13 protein-coding genes are annotated in these 15662 nt (G+C 59.0%); 8 read left to right on the top strand and 5 right to left on the bottom strand.

Features of this window, described 5'->3' with window-relative positions; all coding sequences use genetic code 11:
- From EOA29_RS09060 to EOA29_RS09045, 4 genes are all read left to right on the top strand, one after another.
- Positions 1 to 713: transporter substrate-binding domain-containing protein (locus EOA29_RS09060; protein WP_127220792.1), on the top strand; the 713-nt coding region annotated here is incomplete at its 5' end.
- Between the two features lie 67 nt (positions 714 to 780).
- Complete coding sequence (locus EOA29_RS09055; RefSeq protein WP_127220791.1) at positions 781 to 1497, top strand: amino acid ABC transporter permease; 717 nt, start codon at positions 781 to 783, stop codon at positions 1495 to 1497.
- Positions 1498 to 1514: 17 nt separating this feature from the next.
- Positions 1515 to 2207, top strand: a complete 693-nt coding sequence (locus EOA29_RS09050; protein ID WP_127220790.1) for an amino acid ABC transporter permease — start codon at positions 1515 to 1517, stop codon at positions 2205 to 2207.
- Positions 2208 to 2357: 150 nt separating this feature from the next.
- Positions 2358 to 3122: a sulfite exporter TauE/SafE family protein gene (locus tag EOA29_RS09045; protein ID WP_127220789.1), complete on the top strand. Its 765-nt coding sequence runs from the start codon at positions 2358 to 2360 to the stop codon at positions 3120 to 3122.
- Between the two features lie 272 nt (positions 3123 to 3394).
- Here EOA29_RS09045 and EOA29_RS09040 read toward each other — a convergent pair whose 3' ends face one another.
- The 3 genes from EOA29_RS09040 to EOA29_RS42900 all read right to left on the bottom strand — a co-directional run bounded on the left by EOA29_RS09040 (position 3395) and on the right by EOA29_RS42900 (position 5945).
- Positions 3395 to 3541 carry an oligopeptide/dipeptide ABC transporter ATP-binding protein gene (locus tag EOA29_RS09040; RefSeq protein ID WP_127220788.1) on the bottom strand — a complete coding sequence of 49 codons (147 nt, stop codon included), beginning with the start codon at positions 3539 to 3541 and terminating at the stop codon, positions 3395 to 3397.
- A gap of 387 nt (positions 3542 to 3928) precedes the next feature.
- Positions 3929 to 4876: a LysR family transcriptional regulator gene (locus tag EOA29_RS09035; RefSeq protein WP_127220787.1), complete on the bottom strand. Its 948-nt coding sequence runs from the start codon at positions 4874 to 4876 to the stop codon at positions 3929 to 3931.
- A gap of 40 nt (positions 4877 to 4916) precedes the next feature.
- Positions 4917 to 5945, bottom strand: coding sequence for a class I SAM-dependent methyltransferase (locus tag EOA29_RS42900; protein ID WP_245468443.1), 1029 nt, complete (start codon positions 5943 to 5945; stop codon positions 4917 to 4919).
- A gap of 425 nt (positions 5946 to 6370) precedes the next feature.
- On the opposite strand from EOA29_RS42900, the gene EOA29_RS09025 reads away from it, so the two are divergent.
- From EOA29_RS09025 to EOA29_RS09015, 3 genes are all read left to right on the top strand, one after another.
- Positions 6371 to 7096 (top strand): AraC family transcriptional regulator, encoded by a 726-nt coding sequence (locus EOA29_RS09025; protein WP_245468442.1) that lies wholly within the window; start codon positions 6371 to 6373, stop codon positions 7094 to 7096.
- A 97-nt stretch (positions 7097 to 7193) separates the two neighbouring features.
- Positions 7194 to 8405, top strand: coding sequence for an MFS transporter (locus EOA29_RS09020; RefSeq protein WP_127220786.1), 1212 nt, complete (start codon positions 7194 to 7196; stop codon positions 8403 to 8405).
- Complete coding sequence (locus EOA29_RS09015) at positions 8395 to 9807, top strand: hypothetical protein (RefSeq protein WP_127220785.1); 1413 nt, start codon at positions 8395 to 8397, stop codon at positions 9805 to 9807. The genes EOA29_RS09020 and EOA29_RS09015 overlap by 11 nt, the downstream gene beginning before the upstream one ends.
- A gap of 260 nt (positions 9808 to 10067) precedes the next feature.
- On the opposite strand, the gene EOA29_RS09010 is transcribed toward EOA29_RS09015, so the two are convergent.
- Positions 10068 to 13307 carry a DEAD/DEAH box helicase gene (locus EOA29_RS09010; protein WP_127220784.1) on the bottom strand — a complete coding sequence of 1080 codons (3240 nt, stop codon included), beginning with the start codon at positions 13305 to 13307 and terminating at the stop codon, positions 10068 to 10070.
- A complete protein-coding gene (locus EOA29_RS09005; RefSeq protein ID WP_127220783.1) occupies positions 13307 to 14185 on the bottom strand; it encodes a hypothetical protein in 879 nt (292 codons plus the stop codon). The genes EOA29_RS09010 and EOA29_RS09005 overlap by 1 nt, the downstream gene beginning before the upstream one ends.
- 515 nt (positions 14186 to 14700) lie before the next feature.
- On the opposite strand from EOA29_RS09005, the gene EOA29_RS08995 reads away from it, so the two are divergent.
- Positions 14701 to 15662, top strand: a 962-nt coding sequence (locus tag EOA29_RS08995; protein ID WP_189478852.1) for an NERD domain-containing protein, incomplete at its 3' end; no start/stop codon positions are given.

Raw genomic sequence — 15662 nt, 5'->3', positions numbered from 1 at the left:
AGATCGCCACGTCGGCGGAATCTAAGCCGCTGGCGTGGGGTGCGATCGGCGTCGAACCGCAAGGCTATGAACCGGATCTCCTGCGGGCGATCAACGCCAAGCTGCCGCAGTACAAGTTCGAGATGGAAGGTGTCTCGGATATCGCGCAGGAAACCGGCCTCGCCACAGGCAAGTACGACATCGCGGTTGGTGGCTACTACAAGTCGCCCGAGCGCGCCAAGCAGTTCCTCATCCCGGAAAACCCCATGGGCGCCAGCCTGATGAAGATCTACAGCAAAAAAGGCAGCGGCATCAAGGAAATGAAAGACCTGGTCGGCAAGAGGATCGTTCCGACGACCGCCGGCGGCGGAACCTACAAGTTCATCATGAACTGGCAGAAGGAGAACCCTCAGTACAAGCTTGATGTTACGGCATCGAGCGCCGGCATCCCCTATCCTAACCGCTTGGACGAAGTGGAGACCGGCAAGTTCGACGCGCTGGTCCTGCCTTCGAACTTGGGCGAGCAGACGGTGATCGAGGAAAAGAAGCTCGACATCGTGGCGTCCGATCCGGTCTCCACCAACAACACTTACATGCTGATTCATAGATCAGATGAGAACAAGGTTTTGGCCGACGATGTGAACAAGGTTCTCAAGGAATTGAAGGACGACGGCACGATCGAGAAGCTCTCGCAGAAATGGTTCGGCGAAGGCATCGTCCAGTACATGAAATAGCACGGCCGTCGACGGCCATATTGTTCATCAGCGGCAAAGGCTGCATTGCAGGAAGGAGCGTTTCAAGGTGGATGTCTCTGCTATGATCCCCGAGTTGCTTTCGGCGTTGCCGCTGACACTCGCCATCACGTTTACGGCGATGATAGTCGGCTTTTGCCTGGCTCTCATCGCGACAACACTCCGGGTTCACCGGATACCGGTGGTAAGTCATCTAGTCGACCTCTACGTGTCGTATGCCCGGAGTGTTCCCGTCGTCCTCCAGTTGTTCGTCGCCTTCTATGGGCTTCCCTTGTTGGTGGCCCTGTTCGGCTCGGAGGATTTCTTCTCGCCGACGATCGCTGCGATGGTGGGACTGAGCTTTTATCACGGAGGGTATTTGTCGGAAGTCATGCGGCCCGCATATCTGGCCGTCGATCGCGGCCAGCATGATGCGGCCGACAGTCTGGGATACACTTTCCGCCAGAAGATCGCTCGCGTCGTCGGCCCGCAAGCGGTGCACTTCGCCTTGCCGGGCTACGGGAACTCCATCATCTACCTGATCCATAACGTTGCGCTGGTCATGTATATCGGGGCGGCGGACGTGATGGCGACCGCTCACTTGATCATGGAGCGTGACTATAACCAGTACCAGTTCCAAACCTACCTCGTCCTGGCCGTGATCTATTCCCTGATGTGCCTCGTCGCGTGGCTTATCGTGCGCTTCTTCGAGCTTCGCTCGCCGATGCAGGCGCCAGTGGTGACGACAACCGCTCAGATCAAGAACGCGGCCGTCGCGAGCGTGTGACGCAGAAGGATTCGACAATGTTTGATACTGATATTCTGCTCCAGGACACGCAGGAAATTCTGGGCGCCGTTCCCGTGACGGTTGGAATGGCGATCTTGATTTTCGTCCTGTCGACGATAGTCGGCAGCATTTTTGCACTGATCGAATACAGAAGAGTGCCGGTGCTGCGAGAGGTCATCATGTCCTACAAGATCGTCTTTAAGGGCGTTCCGATGGTCATCGTGATTTTCCTCGCCTATTTCGGTCTGCCGCCGGCATTCCAGTTCCTGTTCTCGCTACTCGGGACTGACTTCAACGCACACAATACCCCGAACTGGGTCATCCTTGTCGTTGCGATTACCGGCTGTGTCGCCGCGTTCCAATCGGAAATTATCAAGGGGGCCCTGAACGCCTTCGACACCGGTCAGTCGGACGCCGGCCATTCGCTGGGTTATACAGACGGCCAACTGTTCCGACGGATTCTATTTCCCCAGGTGGCCCTTACGGCAATTCCGGACCTGACGACCTCGATGATGGTCATCATGAAGGCGCTTTCCCTCGGGTTCGCCATCGAGGTCGTCGATATCTTCGCCCAGTCGCAGCTGACCGCCGCGCTGAACTACTACTACCTCGAAGCCTTCGTAATCGCCGTGGTGATCTACATGGTGATTGCCTATATCGTCACCCAGATTGCCGACAGGCTGGAACGGGCACTGAGAGTGCGGACCTGAGCCTATTACCGCCGGCCAGGGACCACAGTTTTCTCCCGCGGAGCGGCTAAACGATTGAGGCCGCTGAGATCGTGACGCCCAACTGGGTCGGCGTTCGCGGCTCGAACCCTTGATTGGGAACTGGCTTAGCGCAGGCACGTTTTCTGCCCGATGGACTGGCTGCAACTGGGACTGCTCTGCAGCGCAGGCTTTCTGGCCTGGACCCTTAACACGCTGTCGGCGGGCGGCGGCGGTCTGCTGCTGATCCCGGCGGTCACGTTCCTCACCGGCAGTGCCGCCGTCGCTCCGATAATTACGGTCACCGAGCTCATGGCAAACCCGGTTCGGATACTGGCGTTTCGCCGCGATGTCGATTGGAGCATCTTGCGCTGGTATTTGCCTGGAGCCATCGCCGGCGCGGCAGTGGGCGCCTGGCTGTTCGCCAACGCGCGCGCCGAGTGGCTGCAGATCTTCATTGGACTTTATCTGATCGGCGCGGTCTGGGAGTTCCGCGGCGGCGCGCGCAAGCGCAGCTATCGGGCCCGACGTTGGTGGTTTCTTCCCGCCGGGCTCCTCGTGTCCCTGCTCTCGGCGCTGATGGGCACGGTCGGCCCTGTACTGAACTCGCTTTACCTGAACTATGGCTCCAGCAAGGAGACGTTGGTAGCGACGAAGTCGGTGAGTTCCTTCGCGACGGATGTGGTCAAGATTGCGGTCTTTACCGGTCTTGGAGTGTTCGGCGAGCACGCCCTTGCCTTTGGCTTGGCGACCGGGGTTGGCGCGGCGGTCTCGACTTTTGCGGCAGAGCCCATGCTTGAGCGGATGAGTGGGCGCCAATTCCGCACGGCCGTCGTGGTGCTGATGGCTGTGAGCGGCGCGCTGATGATTTGGAAACAGCACGAGGTCATCGTCACGCTCTATCACGAACTAGTCTAGTAGGTCAGACCGCCGAGCTGATGTCGACCACCATCCCGCCAGTGGCTCCAGCCTTTCGAGGATGCTTGGCCGACCGCCGGCGCTGATGGACGCCGCAATCAAGAGCCTCGAACTAATCCAGTTTCACAATGTCCAGTCCGTTGTGACGAGCGCACCAAGAGATTTTACGCCTCGTGTCCGGAACGGCCGAGCTGATAGGCCTGAAGCGCAATCACGCGGCATTGACTTCGGGCGGTGCAATGAGCGCAGAGCGCTTCCCACGATGGAGATCCTTAGCGAACACGCATGCCGAAGTGTGCCCTGGGGAGCTTATTGGCCGGCGGGGTCTGCTGTTTGCATTCGTCGATCACCAAGGGGCAGCGCGTCCGGAACCAGCAACCGGACGGCGGATTGGTTGGGCTTGGCACCTCGCCGACCATGACCGGTGCCTTGCGCTGCCTTTCAACGACCGGATCGACCTCAGGAAAGCCGTCGTAGGAGCGTTAGCACTTGCGCCGGCCTCCAGGGCTGGGACGCGTGACAGACTGCGGCGACGAGACCGGTTAAGAGGGCAGCCGTAGGAGCGTCAGCATAGCGCCGCCACTGGCGGGACGCCGGATCGACGGCCCCGGCGAGGAGCGCCGAATGGTTGTTTGCGATGAGAATAGCTTTGCCCACGAATATGCCAAGTTGAGCCGACCCGGCTGGCGCGTACTAGGTTGCCTAGAAGCAATCTATCAGTCGCGAGGGAAATCCAGCGTATCTGGATCCATGGACTGCGCTTGGGAGGCGTATCTGTGACGGCACGCAGGAAGTCGCAGCGGGGTTCAGGGGCTGGGCTTTGTCCCGACTTGGGCAGCCGTCATGTTTCTTGCAATCCCGGCTAACCGTAAGACGGCGCGATTTGGGTTCGATTCCAGCCAAACGCCACAGACCGGGATGACGCTATCTTGCCCTTGAAGGGGTTTCCACGTCGCGGAATCGATGCCGACATTCCTAGCATAGCTTTCCACTGCCAGCATGATGCCCTGCCCAAGCTGTACCTTGAAAATGACCGTAGCCCGGCTGGACGGACACGCCTCGACGAGAGGGCTGCCGTCAACGCCGACCCGTTCAAGCAGTTGCAGATCCAGCGTCGATCCTTCCGATCCCACCGAGGCAAGCACTCGCGAGCCTGCCAGGTCGGACCACGTGACAGTCTCCCTTCCGGCCAATGGGTGAGTTGACGGCAAAAGAACGAAAAGCCGCTCCTTCCAGAATACTTCGCTGCGGCATGACGTGACGGACCCGAGGTCGTGCATGAACGCAATATCGAGGCGCCGTTGCCGCACGGCTGTCAAGCATTGTGCGGCTGGGACATCTTGTATGATGAGGTTCACGCCGGGATAGAGGCCGGCGAAACGACGGACAAGACGCTCTAGGAATTTCCCCCCGGTCACCCGGCACAACCCAATCCGAAGGGTCTTCGCATCATGGTTTTCGCCAACATGCTTTGTGAGAACGTCCAACAACCCGTCGTAGTGAGTTCGAGCAACATCTGCCCACGCTCGGCCTGTCTTGGTTAGGCGAACGCCGCGAACGTCACGCTCGAACAGTTGCATTTCCAAAAGCTGCTCGAGCTTGACGACGTTGCGGCTTACCGAAGACTCTCGGACTCTCAGGGCTCTTGCTGCCTGCCGCAGGCTGCCGTGATCGCTGGCTGCGAAGACATAAGCCAGCAGCCTCAGTGCATTGCCATTTCGCGTCGATTTACCGATGTCACTGATCTTGTCCATTCCGGCGCAATTTCAAATCCGTTCGTCGGCGGGATTGCGATCAAGCAGGTCCGTGAGTTTGCGTTTCGACACGAAGAGCGTTTGCTCGGCGGCCGAAACGCTCGCAAGGCTGCGATAAACTCGATTCGTAGACATACTCGTGTGGGATTGCAGGCGCTTCCATGTGCGAAAGATACCTGTCGAGATTTGACCGGCTGTTGCTCGCCGCGAGGCTGCAGAAATTTCCGCTGTTCCAGGTCATGACGCAGTGTTTGAAATGGGCGCCTACCGCGTGGGACATCGCTTCCAGCGTCACCTCATTATTGAACATCGTCGCGAGGACGGAAGCCTTCTTTTTCTCGATTTCGTTCTGCGGGAAGTACCGTGCCTTGAAGCCAAAATCCTTCTGGTGCTCGCGGCGGATGTAGTCGTTGTCGTCAACAGCTCGGAATTTTTCAACGAAGACGAAAATGCCGCCCTCCTTCAGGTGCTGGACCACAAATTCAACCTGCCTCGCTCTGTTCGGCGAATACATCTGGAAGGTGGTGTCCTCTAAAATCACATCGAATCCCGTCGCGAATTTTGCGAGCCGGGCATCTGAAGCGAGGACGTCTTTGGTCAATCGATGGAACGGGCCAATGAAGAACTCGGCGGCCGGCGGTTCCCCATACGCCATGAAGCATTTGTAGTTTTCGGCGTTGGGACTACACGACAGGCTGCGTATCTGCCCCTCGGACAACTCCGACAGGGTACGCGCCATCGTGCCCTCGGCCGTCCCCAGGCTGTATAGCGAAAGCGGTTCGCTACGATGCCGCGCATATTTCAGCACCGCATAGGCCATCCGGCACTCCTCCTCCAATCTATAGGGAATGCTGCCGTGATAGTGTCGGTCGAAGAATCCCTGTCGAGCCGCATGCAGGTCGACGAGCTTTCGCAGGAGCCTATTGCTTGGAAGAAGCCGTGGGTCCACGACGGGCCTGCGGATTGGCATCCCGCTCTCGCCTGCGGCGGTCGAGGCGAAGAAGCCTGTAAGTTCGTTAATTCGTGGACCGTGGTCGCATTCGGCCAGGAAATCGTCGAGTCCCCGCATCGCTACGCCTCCTACAACCGCTAATCGGTGAGACGCCTAAAACTCGACAGGGAAATACATATTAGACGCTATTAATATTTCCAATGTCGAATATAGGACAGAAGGCAATGGATAAACGGGCACCGCGGAGCAGGCTTTCGTCAAGCTGCTGTTTTTTCATCAAAGCCACATGATTTACCAACCTAAGATTATTTGTGAATTGTCCAGCAACCATAGGTTAGGCAAAAAAGGGACGGCATCCACAGTAAGGAGTTCTGTCGTTGGCGGATATTTTTTGCCTCGACTCAAATACGATACGACGATCGAAGCACCAGACATTGACCCATCAATATGAGAGCTGGGGCAATATAAGAGCGGACTTAATAAGGCGGACCGGCCTGGAACGGCAGGAAACAAGTATTGTTCACCCTCGGCATATCTTCTTGATGAACCTGAGGGGCGCAGCTCGGCGTGGAGAGGACTTCATCGATAGGCGCCGGGTTTCCTTTTCGGTGCGCCGCCCCGGCTCAATCATCTATATCCCGGCCGAGACCGAGTGGACCGGCTGGGACGAGGGCGATTCAAGAGCTTCCTTCCTGCTGGTGTCGATCGAAAAGGAATTTGTAGATCAGGCCTTGGGGGAAATAGCATCCTACCGGCCGGCAGAACTGCCAGCGTGTATCGGATTTCGTGACAGCACCATGGAAGTGGCTCTGCAAAGCATTGCCGCCGAGCTCCAGTATCCCGATCCGATCAGCGTGACCATGGTGGAGAGCCAGGTGGCACAACTGTTCGTGCAAATGATCAGATTGAACCGGACCTACCATCAACCGGCAAAAGGGGGGCTTTCGGCTTTCGATCTCAAACGCGTGGTGGGAATGATTGAGTCATTGTCGGACGGCAGGCCTACTCTGGCTGACCTCGCAAAGGAGCTTGGCATCAGCCGGTTTCATTTCAGCAGGGCGTTCAAGCAGTCGACGGGAATGACCCCGCATGCGTTCATTGTAAAGCGCCGACTGGAGCAGTCCGCGCAATTGCTCCGGTCCACGAATTTATCGGCCACCGAGATCGCGTTGGAATGCGGCTTCGCCAATTCCAGCCATTTCACGATTGCCTTCAAGCGAGCCTTCGGCACGAATCCTATAGAATTTCGGCGCCGATGCGGGATGTAGACCGCCGGCTGGCTGATTTTAGCAAGGATTTGAAAAGCCCGAGATCATAGCAAAGCGGGCTTTGTGGAAGACAGTATGAGGGGCGGCCATAAGATGGATGCGCCCGCACATGTCAGACGCAGTTCGAATCTATCATGGCCGTACACCAGCGCTCCCGCCCGGGGCCCTTACGCGGTTCCTGGTCAGCACGATATCGGCGGCGGTCGGGAGAAACGGCTTTTACATGGCGTCCGCTTGGATACTCGTGGCGACACGGCACGGAAGCGCCGGTGTGGCTACCTTGCTGGCGACCATCAGTCTGGTCGAACTCGTTTCGAGCCGTCTGATCGGGGAAGCGGCGGACCGACTTGACCGGCGGCGCTTGAACATAGCGGCGGACCTCATTCGCTCTGCCCTCATGCTCGCGACAGCTTGCGCGATTCTCCATCAGGATGCGCTTCTCACAATTTGCCTTTCCGCGGGACTATTCGCGTTTTTCGACCGGCTGGCGCTTACCGCCTCGCAGGCAATAATTCCGATCGTGGCGCGCGATCGTGACCTGGCGGTCTCAAACTCAACTGTTTTCTTCGTTATGCAATGCGGCTGTCTCGGTGCAGCCTTGCTTGCAGGTCCGCTCCTTGCCGGACACTCCCCTGCCGTGGTTTTTTCAATCCTTGCCGTCTTCTTCCTTGTCTCGGCGGGCAGTCTGTACTCGATGCGGCTGGGCGCTGCCCCAAGCGGTGTCAGGGAGGCAGAAAGCTTCTCACTCAACGCTGAGCCGGGCCTATTCTGCCTCTTTGTCGTGTACGCGCTCCTCTATGGAGGGGCCGTCCTGGTCAGCGTGATGGGTTCAAGCTTTGTTTTCGAGGAACTCAAAGGCTCGGCTGTGGACTTCGGCCACGTCGAGGCTGCATGGTCGGCCGGCTCGTTGATCGGGCCAATTCTCCTGGTTGGCCTGACACGTACGATACCAGCTCATACACTACATCTCGTGCTTTTGGGCTCAACCGCCCTCGCCCTGATGGCACTGATGAATCTGCGGGCGCCTTGGACACTTGGGATCTTTGTCGCCCTTGGACTCCTCTACAATATGGGCCGCGTGAGCATCGAGGTCACATTGCAGTCGCGGGTATCTGGTAACAAACTGGGCAGATCGAAGGGGGCCATGCACAGTCTCGCGGTTGCGCTCGGGTTGCTGATTTTCGCCATCGCGAGCTTTTTGGGAGACGCCATACCCCCATCGACAGTTCTCTTTGGTTTCGGCGTGACGCTCCTCATCAGCGTCCTTGCATTGAGCATCGGCGCCGCGAAGCAAAAGGATGACGCGTGAGGTGGACGAGCTAACTGCAAGCCCCGAAGCGAAGCAGGCAATCCTCGAAACGCTGGCTTCTCTCTACCCGTGGATTCGCCCTTACTATTCCAGGCCGATCCGCGACTATGCGTCCCGCCTATTCGAGGCGCCTGCTACCAAAGTCAGCCCCGACATCCGCCGGCACGCTCTGACGAAGTTGCTTGACGCAATCAAGAAGGCAGGCAAGCGAAACGGATTGCCAGTCGAAATCATCGCAAAAATCTGCAGAGAATTCGACGAGTTCCGTGTGTTGCAGACCGGTCCTCATCTGCTCCTTCTTATGGCCCCGGAAGCGTTTTACACGCATGTCTTTAGCCTCGTGGGCCTCGCGGCGAATGGCTGCTCGACCTACCTGTCCTACGCCGTTTCGACGGTGAGCCTCGCTGAAAAGGCGCGCAAGGGCCCAGGCTGGCTGACGGTTGGCGGGAAGCCGTTCAACGTCTTCGGCCTCAGCCGAAGCCGTATGATCGGATATAACCTGCTGACCGGGCCAGGATCCTATCGATTCGAACTGGTGCCCGCGGAGTCGGCGACTGGTGGAGACCCACTGAACCTACTTCGCAGCCTTCTGCCGACGGGTCAATTCGAGCGGCCGTCACAGGCCATCAAGGCAGCTAATCTCGGGCTATGGCCGAAACTGTTCGGAGATCACTTTGCTTTCCTGCAGATCGACGACGAGGATGTCGCCGACTTGGTGGCTGACCATTTGTCGGAGGAGAATTCCTGGCTCAGGTCGAGATTGGTGGAAAACCCAACGGTCGCCTCGACCATCCTTGCTGAAATTGAAAGGCTCGCCAACGGACCTTGGAGTGGCTGGCTCGCCCGGGGCACCGATTTTTTCTGGCTCTACGAAAACGGCAGGCGCCTGGCATTGCGCCTTGAAGCAGGTGAACTCATCAACCAGGCGACCGGAGTGAAGGTGGGTCGCTTTGCGGTCCCTCATATCATTGAGCGGCTGGCAGATCGCACACTTGTTCCCAACCTGCTCGTGATGTTTTTGGTTCTGTCGATCCTGCCCGGCGTGCGCGCGCTCGGAGGCAGCCACCAACCGGTCTACTTTCCTCTGATGCGTTACGTTGTCCATCGAGCGCTCGAAGCCGCTGGCATTGATGCGGATCTTCGACGCGCTCTGGCCAGCGACGATGTGCCCGGAGCTTGGGGACATCGCGTCATAGAGTGCGATGACGAACCTTTCGGGCTGTTGCGCAATGGAGGTACCGCCGGAACCAGCGATCTCATCAACCGCTTCGGCGACCTCCCCCTCTCGGAAGCGAGCGGAAGCATGAGGAGTTTTGTTTCAGATGCTTCTTGGCATGAGCTTCGCGGACGGCTGCAAGAAGAGACGGTCAGCCGGACCGACGCGGAATGGGCCTTCAGCTAAGTAAAGTAGATGACGGGTATCGAACATCTCGATGGGGGCCGCACGCACTCGGATCGCTTTTGTGGCTGGGTGAGCCAAACTACCGTTGGCCGATACGCAACACTCCCAAACAGAGGGCGCGTGTGCTTTTTGACGTCAATAGACCCACTATTCCGCAGTTCCGGTGATTGTCAGCAACGGCTGGAGCGGGCCGTTTCCAGACGCTCAGCTTATTGGCGGCGATCTTGTAAACAAGACGTGCTTGCAGCCGTTCAAGGATGTCAGTCTGCTAGCCGCTCCTCCAAGTCCTTTTGCCTTAACGCCAACGCGTGAAGTTGAACCCGGCTGAGCACAGCGGGCGTATTGCTGGAGAGAAAGACCTTCGCCGGCGTATCGTACCCCTTGCGCACGGCGGGGCCAAGACATTCGATCACTTGTCGATCAAGCTCTTCCTGCTGGTCAAATGGGTCGACCTTCTCGACGACATGGGACACCAGTCCGATGATAAACGAGAGACCCCGAGGCACGACGGTTCCGACAAGCTCACGCGCCCTTGGACACATCCTCTCCGTGTCGTGCTCGGAATCGGGATCTCCACCCAATGCGCGCTCGACCTCGCAGAGGGGCTTGCCGCCGATCCAGGCCACGAGGCCAGGGAGAACGAGCGCCAACTCTTCGGCGGTGAGTTCTGCGTCGCGCTTTCGACCGCATGATCCCATGAGCGACCGGCTTAGGCCGCCGAGTAGCGAATCGCGCGCATCGTCATCAGCCGTTAGCCAATCGATCGTCCAGGCCAGCCAACCGTCGATGGTCGTGGGCAACTTTCCTGCGCCTTCGGCGATTCTCTTTCGCAGCCGGAGAAGCAGGTTCATCGACAACCCGCTCTGAGAGGCCAGTTCTGCGATCGTGTTGTCGACCTCTCCTGGCGCATCCAGCGCGATCGCCTTCTTGAGATCGGTGATCTTCGCTTCAAATTCCGCTTCGGCATGGCGCTTTCGCGCCGCAAACGCCCCGAACGACTTTCGAAGATCGAATAGCACGTTGGGCTCAGCTGCTCCTTCTGTTTCGCGAAGCGCTGCCATTCGATTGACGACATAGCGGACGTCGGGATCGATCGTTTGGCCCTGCATGAGCCTGTCCAGGACGATCTCGAGCGGATCGGAGATCACGACGCAGCGATCGTCTTCGGGCAGAATTGACTTCAGCTTTTCGATAACCTTCCACCCCAAGGGCTCACCTTCGGAGAAGCTGATGATTGGCTCGGGGATCAGCAGCACGACGCCATTGGCGAGATGACCTGCTCGACCGGCTCGAGCGGCAGCGTTTAGAATCTCATGCGCTTCGAGGTCGGCGCGCCCCTTTTGTTCAGCGTCAGCGCGCTTGTCGCCAGCCAGGATCGCAAGCTGGGCGGGAAGGTTGAGGCCTTGGGCGAGTGTCGGCGTCGCGACGATGACCTTCGCGCCGTTGGCCCGTTTGAACATCCGTTCGGCGAGATCGCGCTCAAGGCGAAGCATGGCCGAGTTATGCGGAACGGCGATGGCGGGTCGAGGGAGCAAGGAATGCTTGAGGCCGCCGAGTTCGGCCTCGAGCGCGTCCCAGCGCTCCTGCTCGGCCTCGGTGACGTCGATTTTCTCGTTTAGTTCGTCTGATATCTCGCCCGCGACCGTGACCGCGTCGTTCTTCGTGTTTACGAACACGATCGATTTCAGACCGCTCCGAGTGGCGGAGATGGCCAACTTGGCGGCGACGTGATTGGCATTCGGCTTTAGCCGGAGCGAACCATATTTGATATCGCCGGCAAGCGCGACGGAAGCGTCGAGCACCTGTGTCATGATGCAGTGAGCACGCTTCTCGCGCAGCCAATTATGTTGCAGCCCCCAGATGGCCCATGGGTGCGCGACGAGTTGCTGTTCCGCGACGACGCGAAGCCCCTTGGCCTTCTTCGCCTTTTTCGTGTTTTCAGCGAGCTGGGCGGCCATCGCGGCCTTCTTCGCGTCTTCCAGCTCTCCGTTTTTGTAGATCACCACGCCCCGTGCTTGCCGGCTCGGCTTCCACAAGAGGTCAACGCACACGCAGTCGCGTCCGGTAAGCTGATGGATCCAGTCGGCGAATTCAGGACCGTTCTTGAGCATCGCCGACAAGAAGAGCAGATCGGCGTCGGGAACGATGTGATTGAATGCGAGGACGCAGAGCATACCGTCGAGCGCACGCCGAATCTTCCCTGACTGAGGGCTCAAGAGATGGCATTCGTCGAAGATCAGAAGTCCCACATCGGAGAACGCTTCGGGCGCAAAGGAGAGCATCGCGAGGCAACGCTCCGGCGTCATCACCTCGATTTCCCGGAGCTGCGCGTCCAGCCCGAAGAGCAAATCGAAGTCGCTGGAGACGACCGAGCCAAGGAGCTCCTGCGGGAAGATCTCCTGCAGATCGCCGGTGAGCTGCTCAACAAGAGCATGCGTCGGCGCGAGAAACACGACCTTTTTGCCCCGGGCGAGAGCGCCCGCCAGCTTAAGTGAAGAGACGGTCGTTTTGCCTGCTCCTGTGGGAAGGACCACAACGGCCGACTTGCCGGTCTCGTGGAAACCCTTTGCGATAGCCTCGCGGTGGTTCGGCCATAGGAACGGGAAAAAATTTGCTCTCGCGCGGATCCATTTCCCCCAGAATTTTGCGTCGGCTCCGCCGGGAGGGGAGAGGTCCGTGAGCGCGGCGCTGGCGATACCGTCATGGGCCGCGATCAGGAGCGACGCCAGGTGATGCGGTCCTGCGTAGGTGTTGAGGATGTTGCTACCGAGCACATCGCCATATTGATCGTCCAAGACGGCGGAGAGCCGCAGCACACGCTCGAAGGCTGCGCGCGCCGTATCGAAACGTCCAATGGCGGGTTGCGGCGTTGGTAGTCCGAGGAAGCGTGCGGCAAGCATCTCGATGCCGACAATGAGAGCCTCGAGCAGTGCTGCGAGCGCTTGCTCTTCCAGGCCAATCTCTCGACGCCTTGCCCGCCATCGTGACGCACGCTCGTAGATGCGGTCGAGCTGGCCGCGAGCCAGGTCGGCGACATTCTCAGACAGAATGGTCCCCTCGTAGCTTTGACCATCGCGACGGGGAAGGATGTGCGAGGCCGCTTCGTGGGCGTCCGCATATTGTTCTGCGGCAAGAAACAGCAGGGCGGCGGCGATCGTTGGATCGAGGCGGTCCCTGTCAATATTGGCGACGACCGCGGGACCATCGGGTGCGGCCGCTTGCCGTCGTGCGAGGATTTGCTGGGCTGTTCCTGCGACGAAGGCGGCTGCCCTGCGTACTGGGCCCTCGGTCTGGAGCGACGTGACCAGTTCGTAAGTGTCCGAGATTCGTTCAAGCGTCCATCCGCTTTCACCATCGCTGGCTGCGTCGCCTGTGCCGCTCAATCGCGCAGACACCAGGTTCGCATAGTGCCTCGTCAGCAGCGCCGGGATGTTCTGCGGATCGAGGCCCGGAACCGGGGGCGCCGACCGGAGCAGCTGAGCCGTGGCGGAATCGAACATCAGGCAGCCTCCGCCTCTAGCTCGTCGAGATAGGCGGTCGCCTGCACTGCAAGGCTATCAAACCAGTCGCGGACCTTTCCTTCGACAATCAAGCTGGCGCCGATGCGGCGGTCCTGACTGAGGCCATCGAGTGCATCGTATCCCTTGAACAGTTTCTCCCGCTCGGCCTGGCTGTCCTGATCCTTGGGCAGCGCGAAGGCTGCTCGGTAACGCCGCTGCTTACGATCCATGACGTTTGCCGCCAGCTTGGCGGAAGCACCCTCATCGATGCCGCTCATGCGCAACAGAGCGGATGCGGTGGCGACGAGCTCGGCGGAACGCTTGTTCTTGTGGCGGTCGAGGAACGCAGGAATGACTTTTTGGAGAAACGTACCCCTGGGATCGTCAGTGCATTTGTCCTCGAAAATCGTCGTCATCACAACTTTTGATTTGTCGTCGGCCAGCTCGATCATCAGGCCGTCCAGACCTTGAGACGTGGCGCTTACATGCGGGTCTTTCAGCAGCACCTCGGCTCCATAGACTTGCCGCGCGGCGATCCAGGAGATCGCTTCAAAGATGAAACCGTCGCGCTGCCACCGGGGATAACCAGTTCGCGGCGTTTTGGCATCGTCCTGAACGGTCATCCTGACCCGTGCTTCTTGACGCAAGTCGGCGTCCGAAAAGGCCGGGGCGGCCGGAAGGAGTTCCCTGAGAATGTAGGCGGCATAGGCCGCCTGGCCCATTGCAATTATAGCGATCAGCTTTGCCAGGCTCGTTGCATCATGCGCCGCCCAACGGTCGCCGATGCATTGAGCGTCGATTGAGACGGTTTGGGTGGACAGGGGTGGCGATGCCGTTGCAGCCGGGCTTGCCGACTCTACTTCGACCACGTCGGCCATGTGCTTGTGCGCCCCCCCGAGCGGATCAATGGAAGTTTCGTGCCTTCACTTTGATAGTATCTATATGCAGGCCAGAAATATAGATATCTCGGGTGCGCAGGCCTTTGGGCGCCAGCCCTTACGGATCGGGTACCGAACCGTCATTCCTGACCTGGTTGCCGGAGCCGTGGGTATCGGAAAAGCCATATCCCGGCTGCCGACGCTGGCGTATTCGGCTGAGAAATCCGTGATGCGCTGGGCGACGAGGTGGGTGACATCGCGCCTTCGCGATCGGCCTCCGCGACGATCATCTTAGGGGCTAGGCAGGAAGGCTCGCACGAACATGCTCTTCTATGCGCCTTGATCACCCCCGCCAAATAGGTCTTACATCCTTATCCTGCTGTCAGGCGGTAGCCGCGAACATGCATATACCGCATTTCTGTCTGAGCGGCGACCCATTGCGCCCTAGCGCAAGGTGAGAGCCTGCCCTCCGCCGCATCGGTGCGGTACACTCAGCGCTCTGCTATGATGTTCTCATGGCTACGGAATCCACCAAGACAAAGATTTTCATTGGCGCGCCGATCGAGCACGAGTCGGAGCGAAAATTCTTGTCATTTATAGTTTCATGGCTCGAAGAGAAAAAGATCCCGTCGATCGTTCTCGCCAATATCGAACTCGAAGATCGTCAAATCGATTGCATAATCGCCACGGCCGACTCCGCTTCAATAGTGGAGGTGAAGACCAGTCGGCTTCCGATCCGCGGTGAGGTCAACGGAACCTGGACGCGGTTGTCTGCCTCTGGCGAGTGGAAAGACTACACGAACGCCTATCAGCAAGCGGTTGGTGCGAAGAACGGTGTGCGCGATGCGATGCAGGCGGCCAAGCCGGTGGGGAACTTCTATCCGGATGGGTACGTCGTGTTCACCAGCCAGATCCCGAAAGGATCTGTAGTCACGCCCGGCAATTTCAAGGCGCTTGTCACGACCATCGATCTGTTCCCGGGCCAACTGAAAACGGTCGGGGTATCACCTTGGTCACTGGCGGACTGGGAGGCGTTCGCCCGCACGCTCAAGCTAAGACCGGTGACCTTGAATCAAGCCATAGCGGGTCGAGAAGCGCGTGTGGAGCTCGATCTGCTTGGCGGCTACGCCGCCGCCGTCGTGGCCGAATATGAACGCGATGGAAAATCATGGCTCCCCGAGACGGAGGACCAACGCGCAGGACTGATGGATGCCGTTGCGGCGGATGCGGGATGCTTCATCAGTGGCCCGTCCGGCTGCGGCAAGTCCCTGATGGCGAAATGGCTCGCGGCAAGCCTTGCTGAGGCGGGACACCCGACTTTCTTTATCGCCGCGAAGAACTTCACCGGTTCGTGGGCCGAGTGTCTGCGCAGGGAGGTTGGGCTTCTCACCGATAGCGCGCCGGCGAAGCTCTATCACGCGGTCGCGCGCTCCGACCGGCCAGTCTTTCTGATCGTCGATGGTGTCAACGAGTTCGG

Origin of the sequence: Mesorhizobium sp. M1E.F.Ca.ET.063.01.1.1, from assembly GCF_003998155.1 — a bacterium.
Lineage (GTDB): Bacteria > Pseudomonadota > Alphaproteobacteria > Rhizobiales > Rhizobiaceae > Mesorhizobium.
This window is presented reverse-complemented; position numbering and strand designations above follow the sequence as displayed.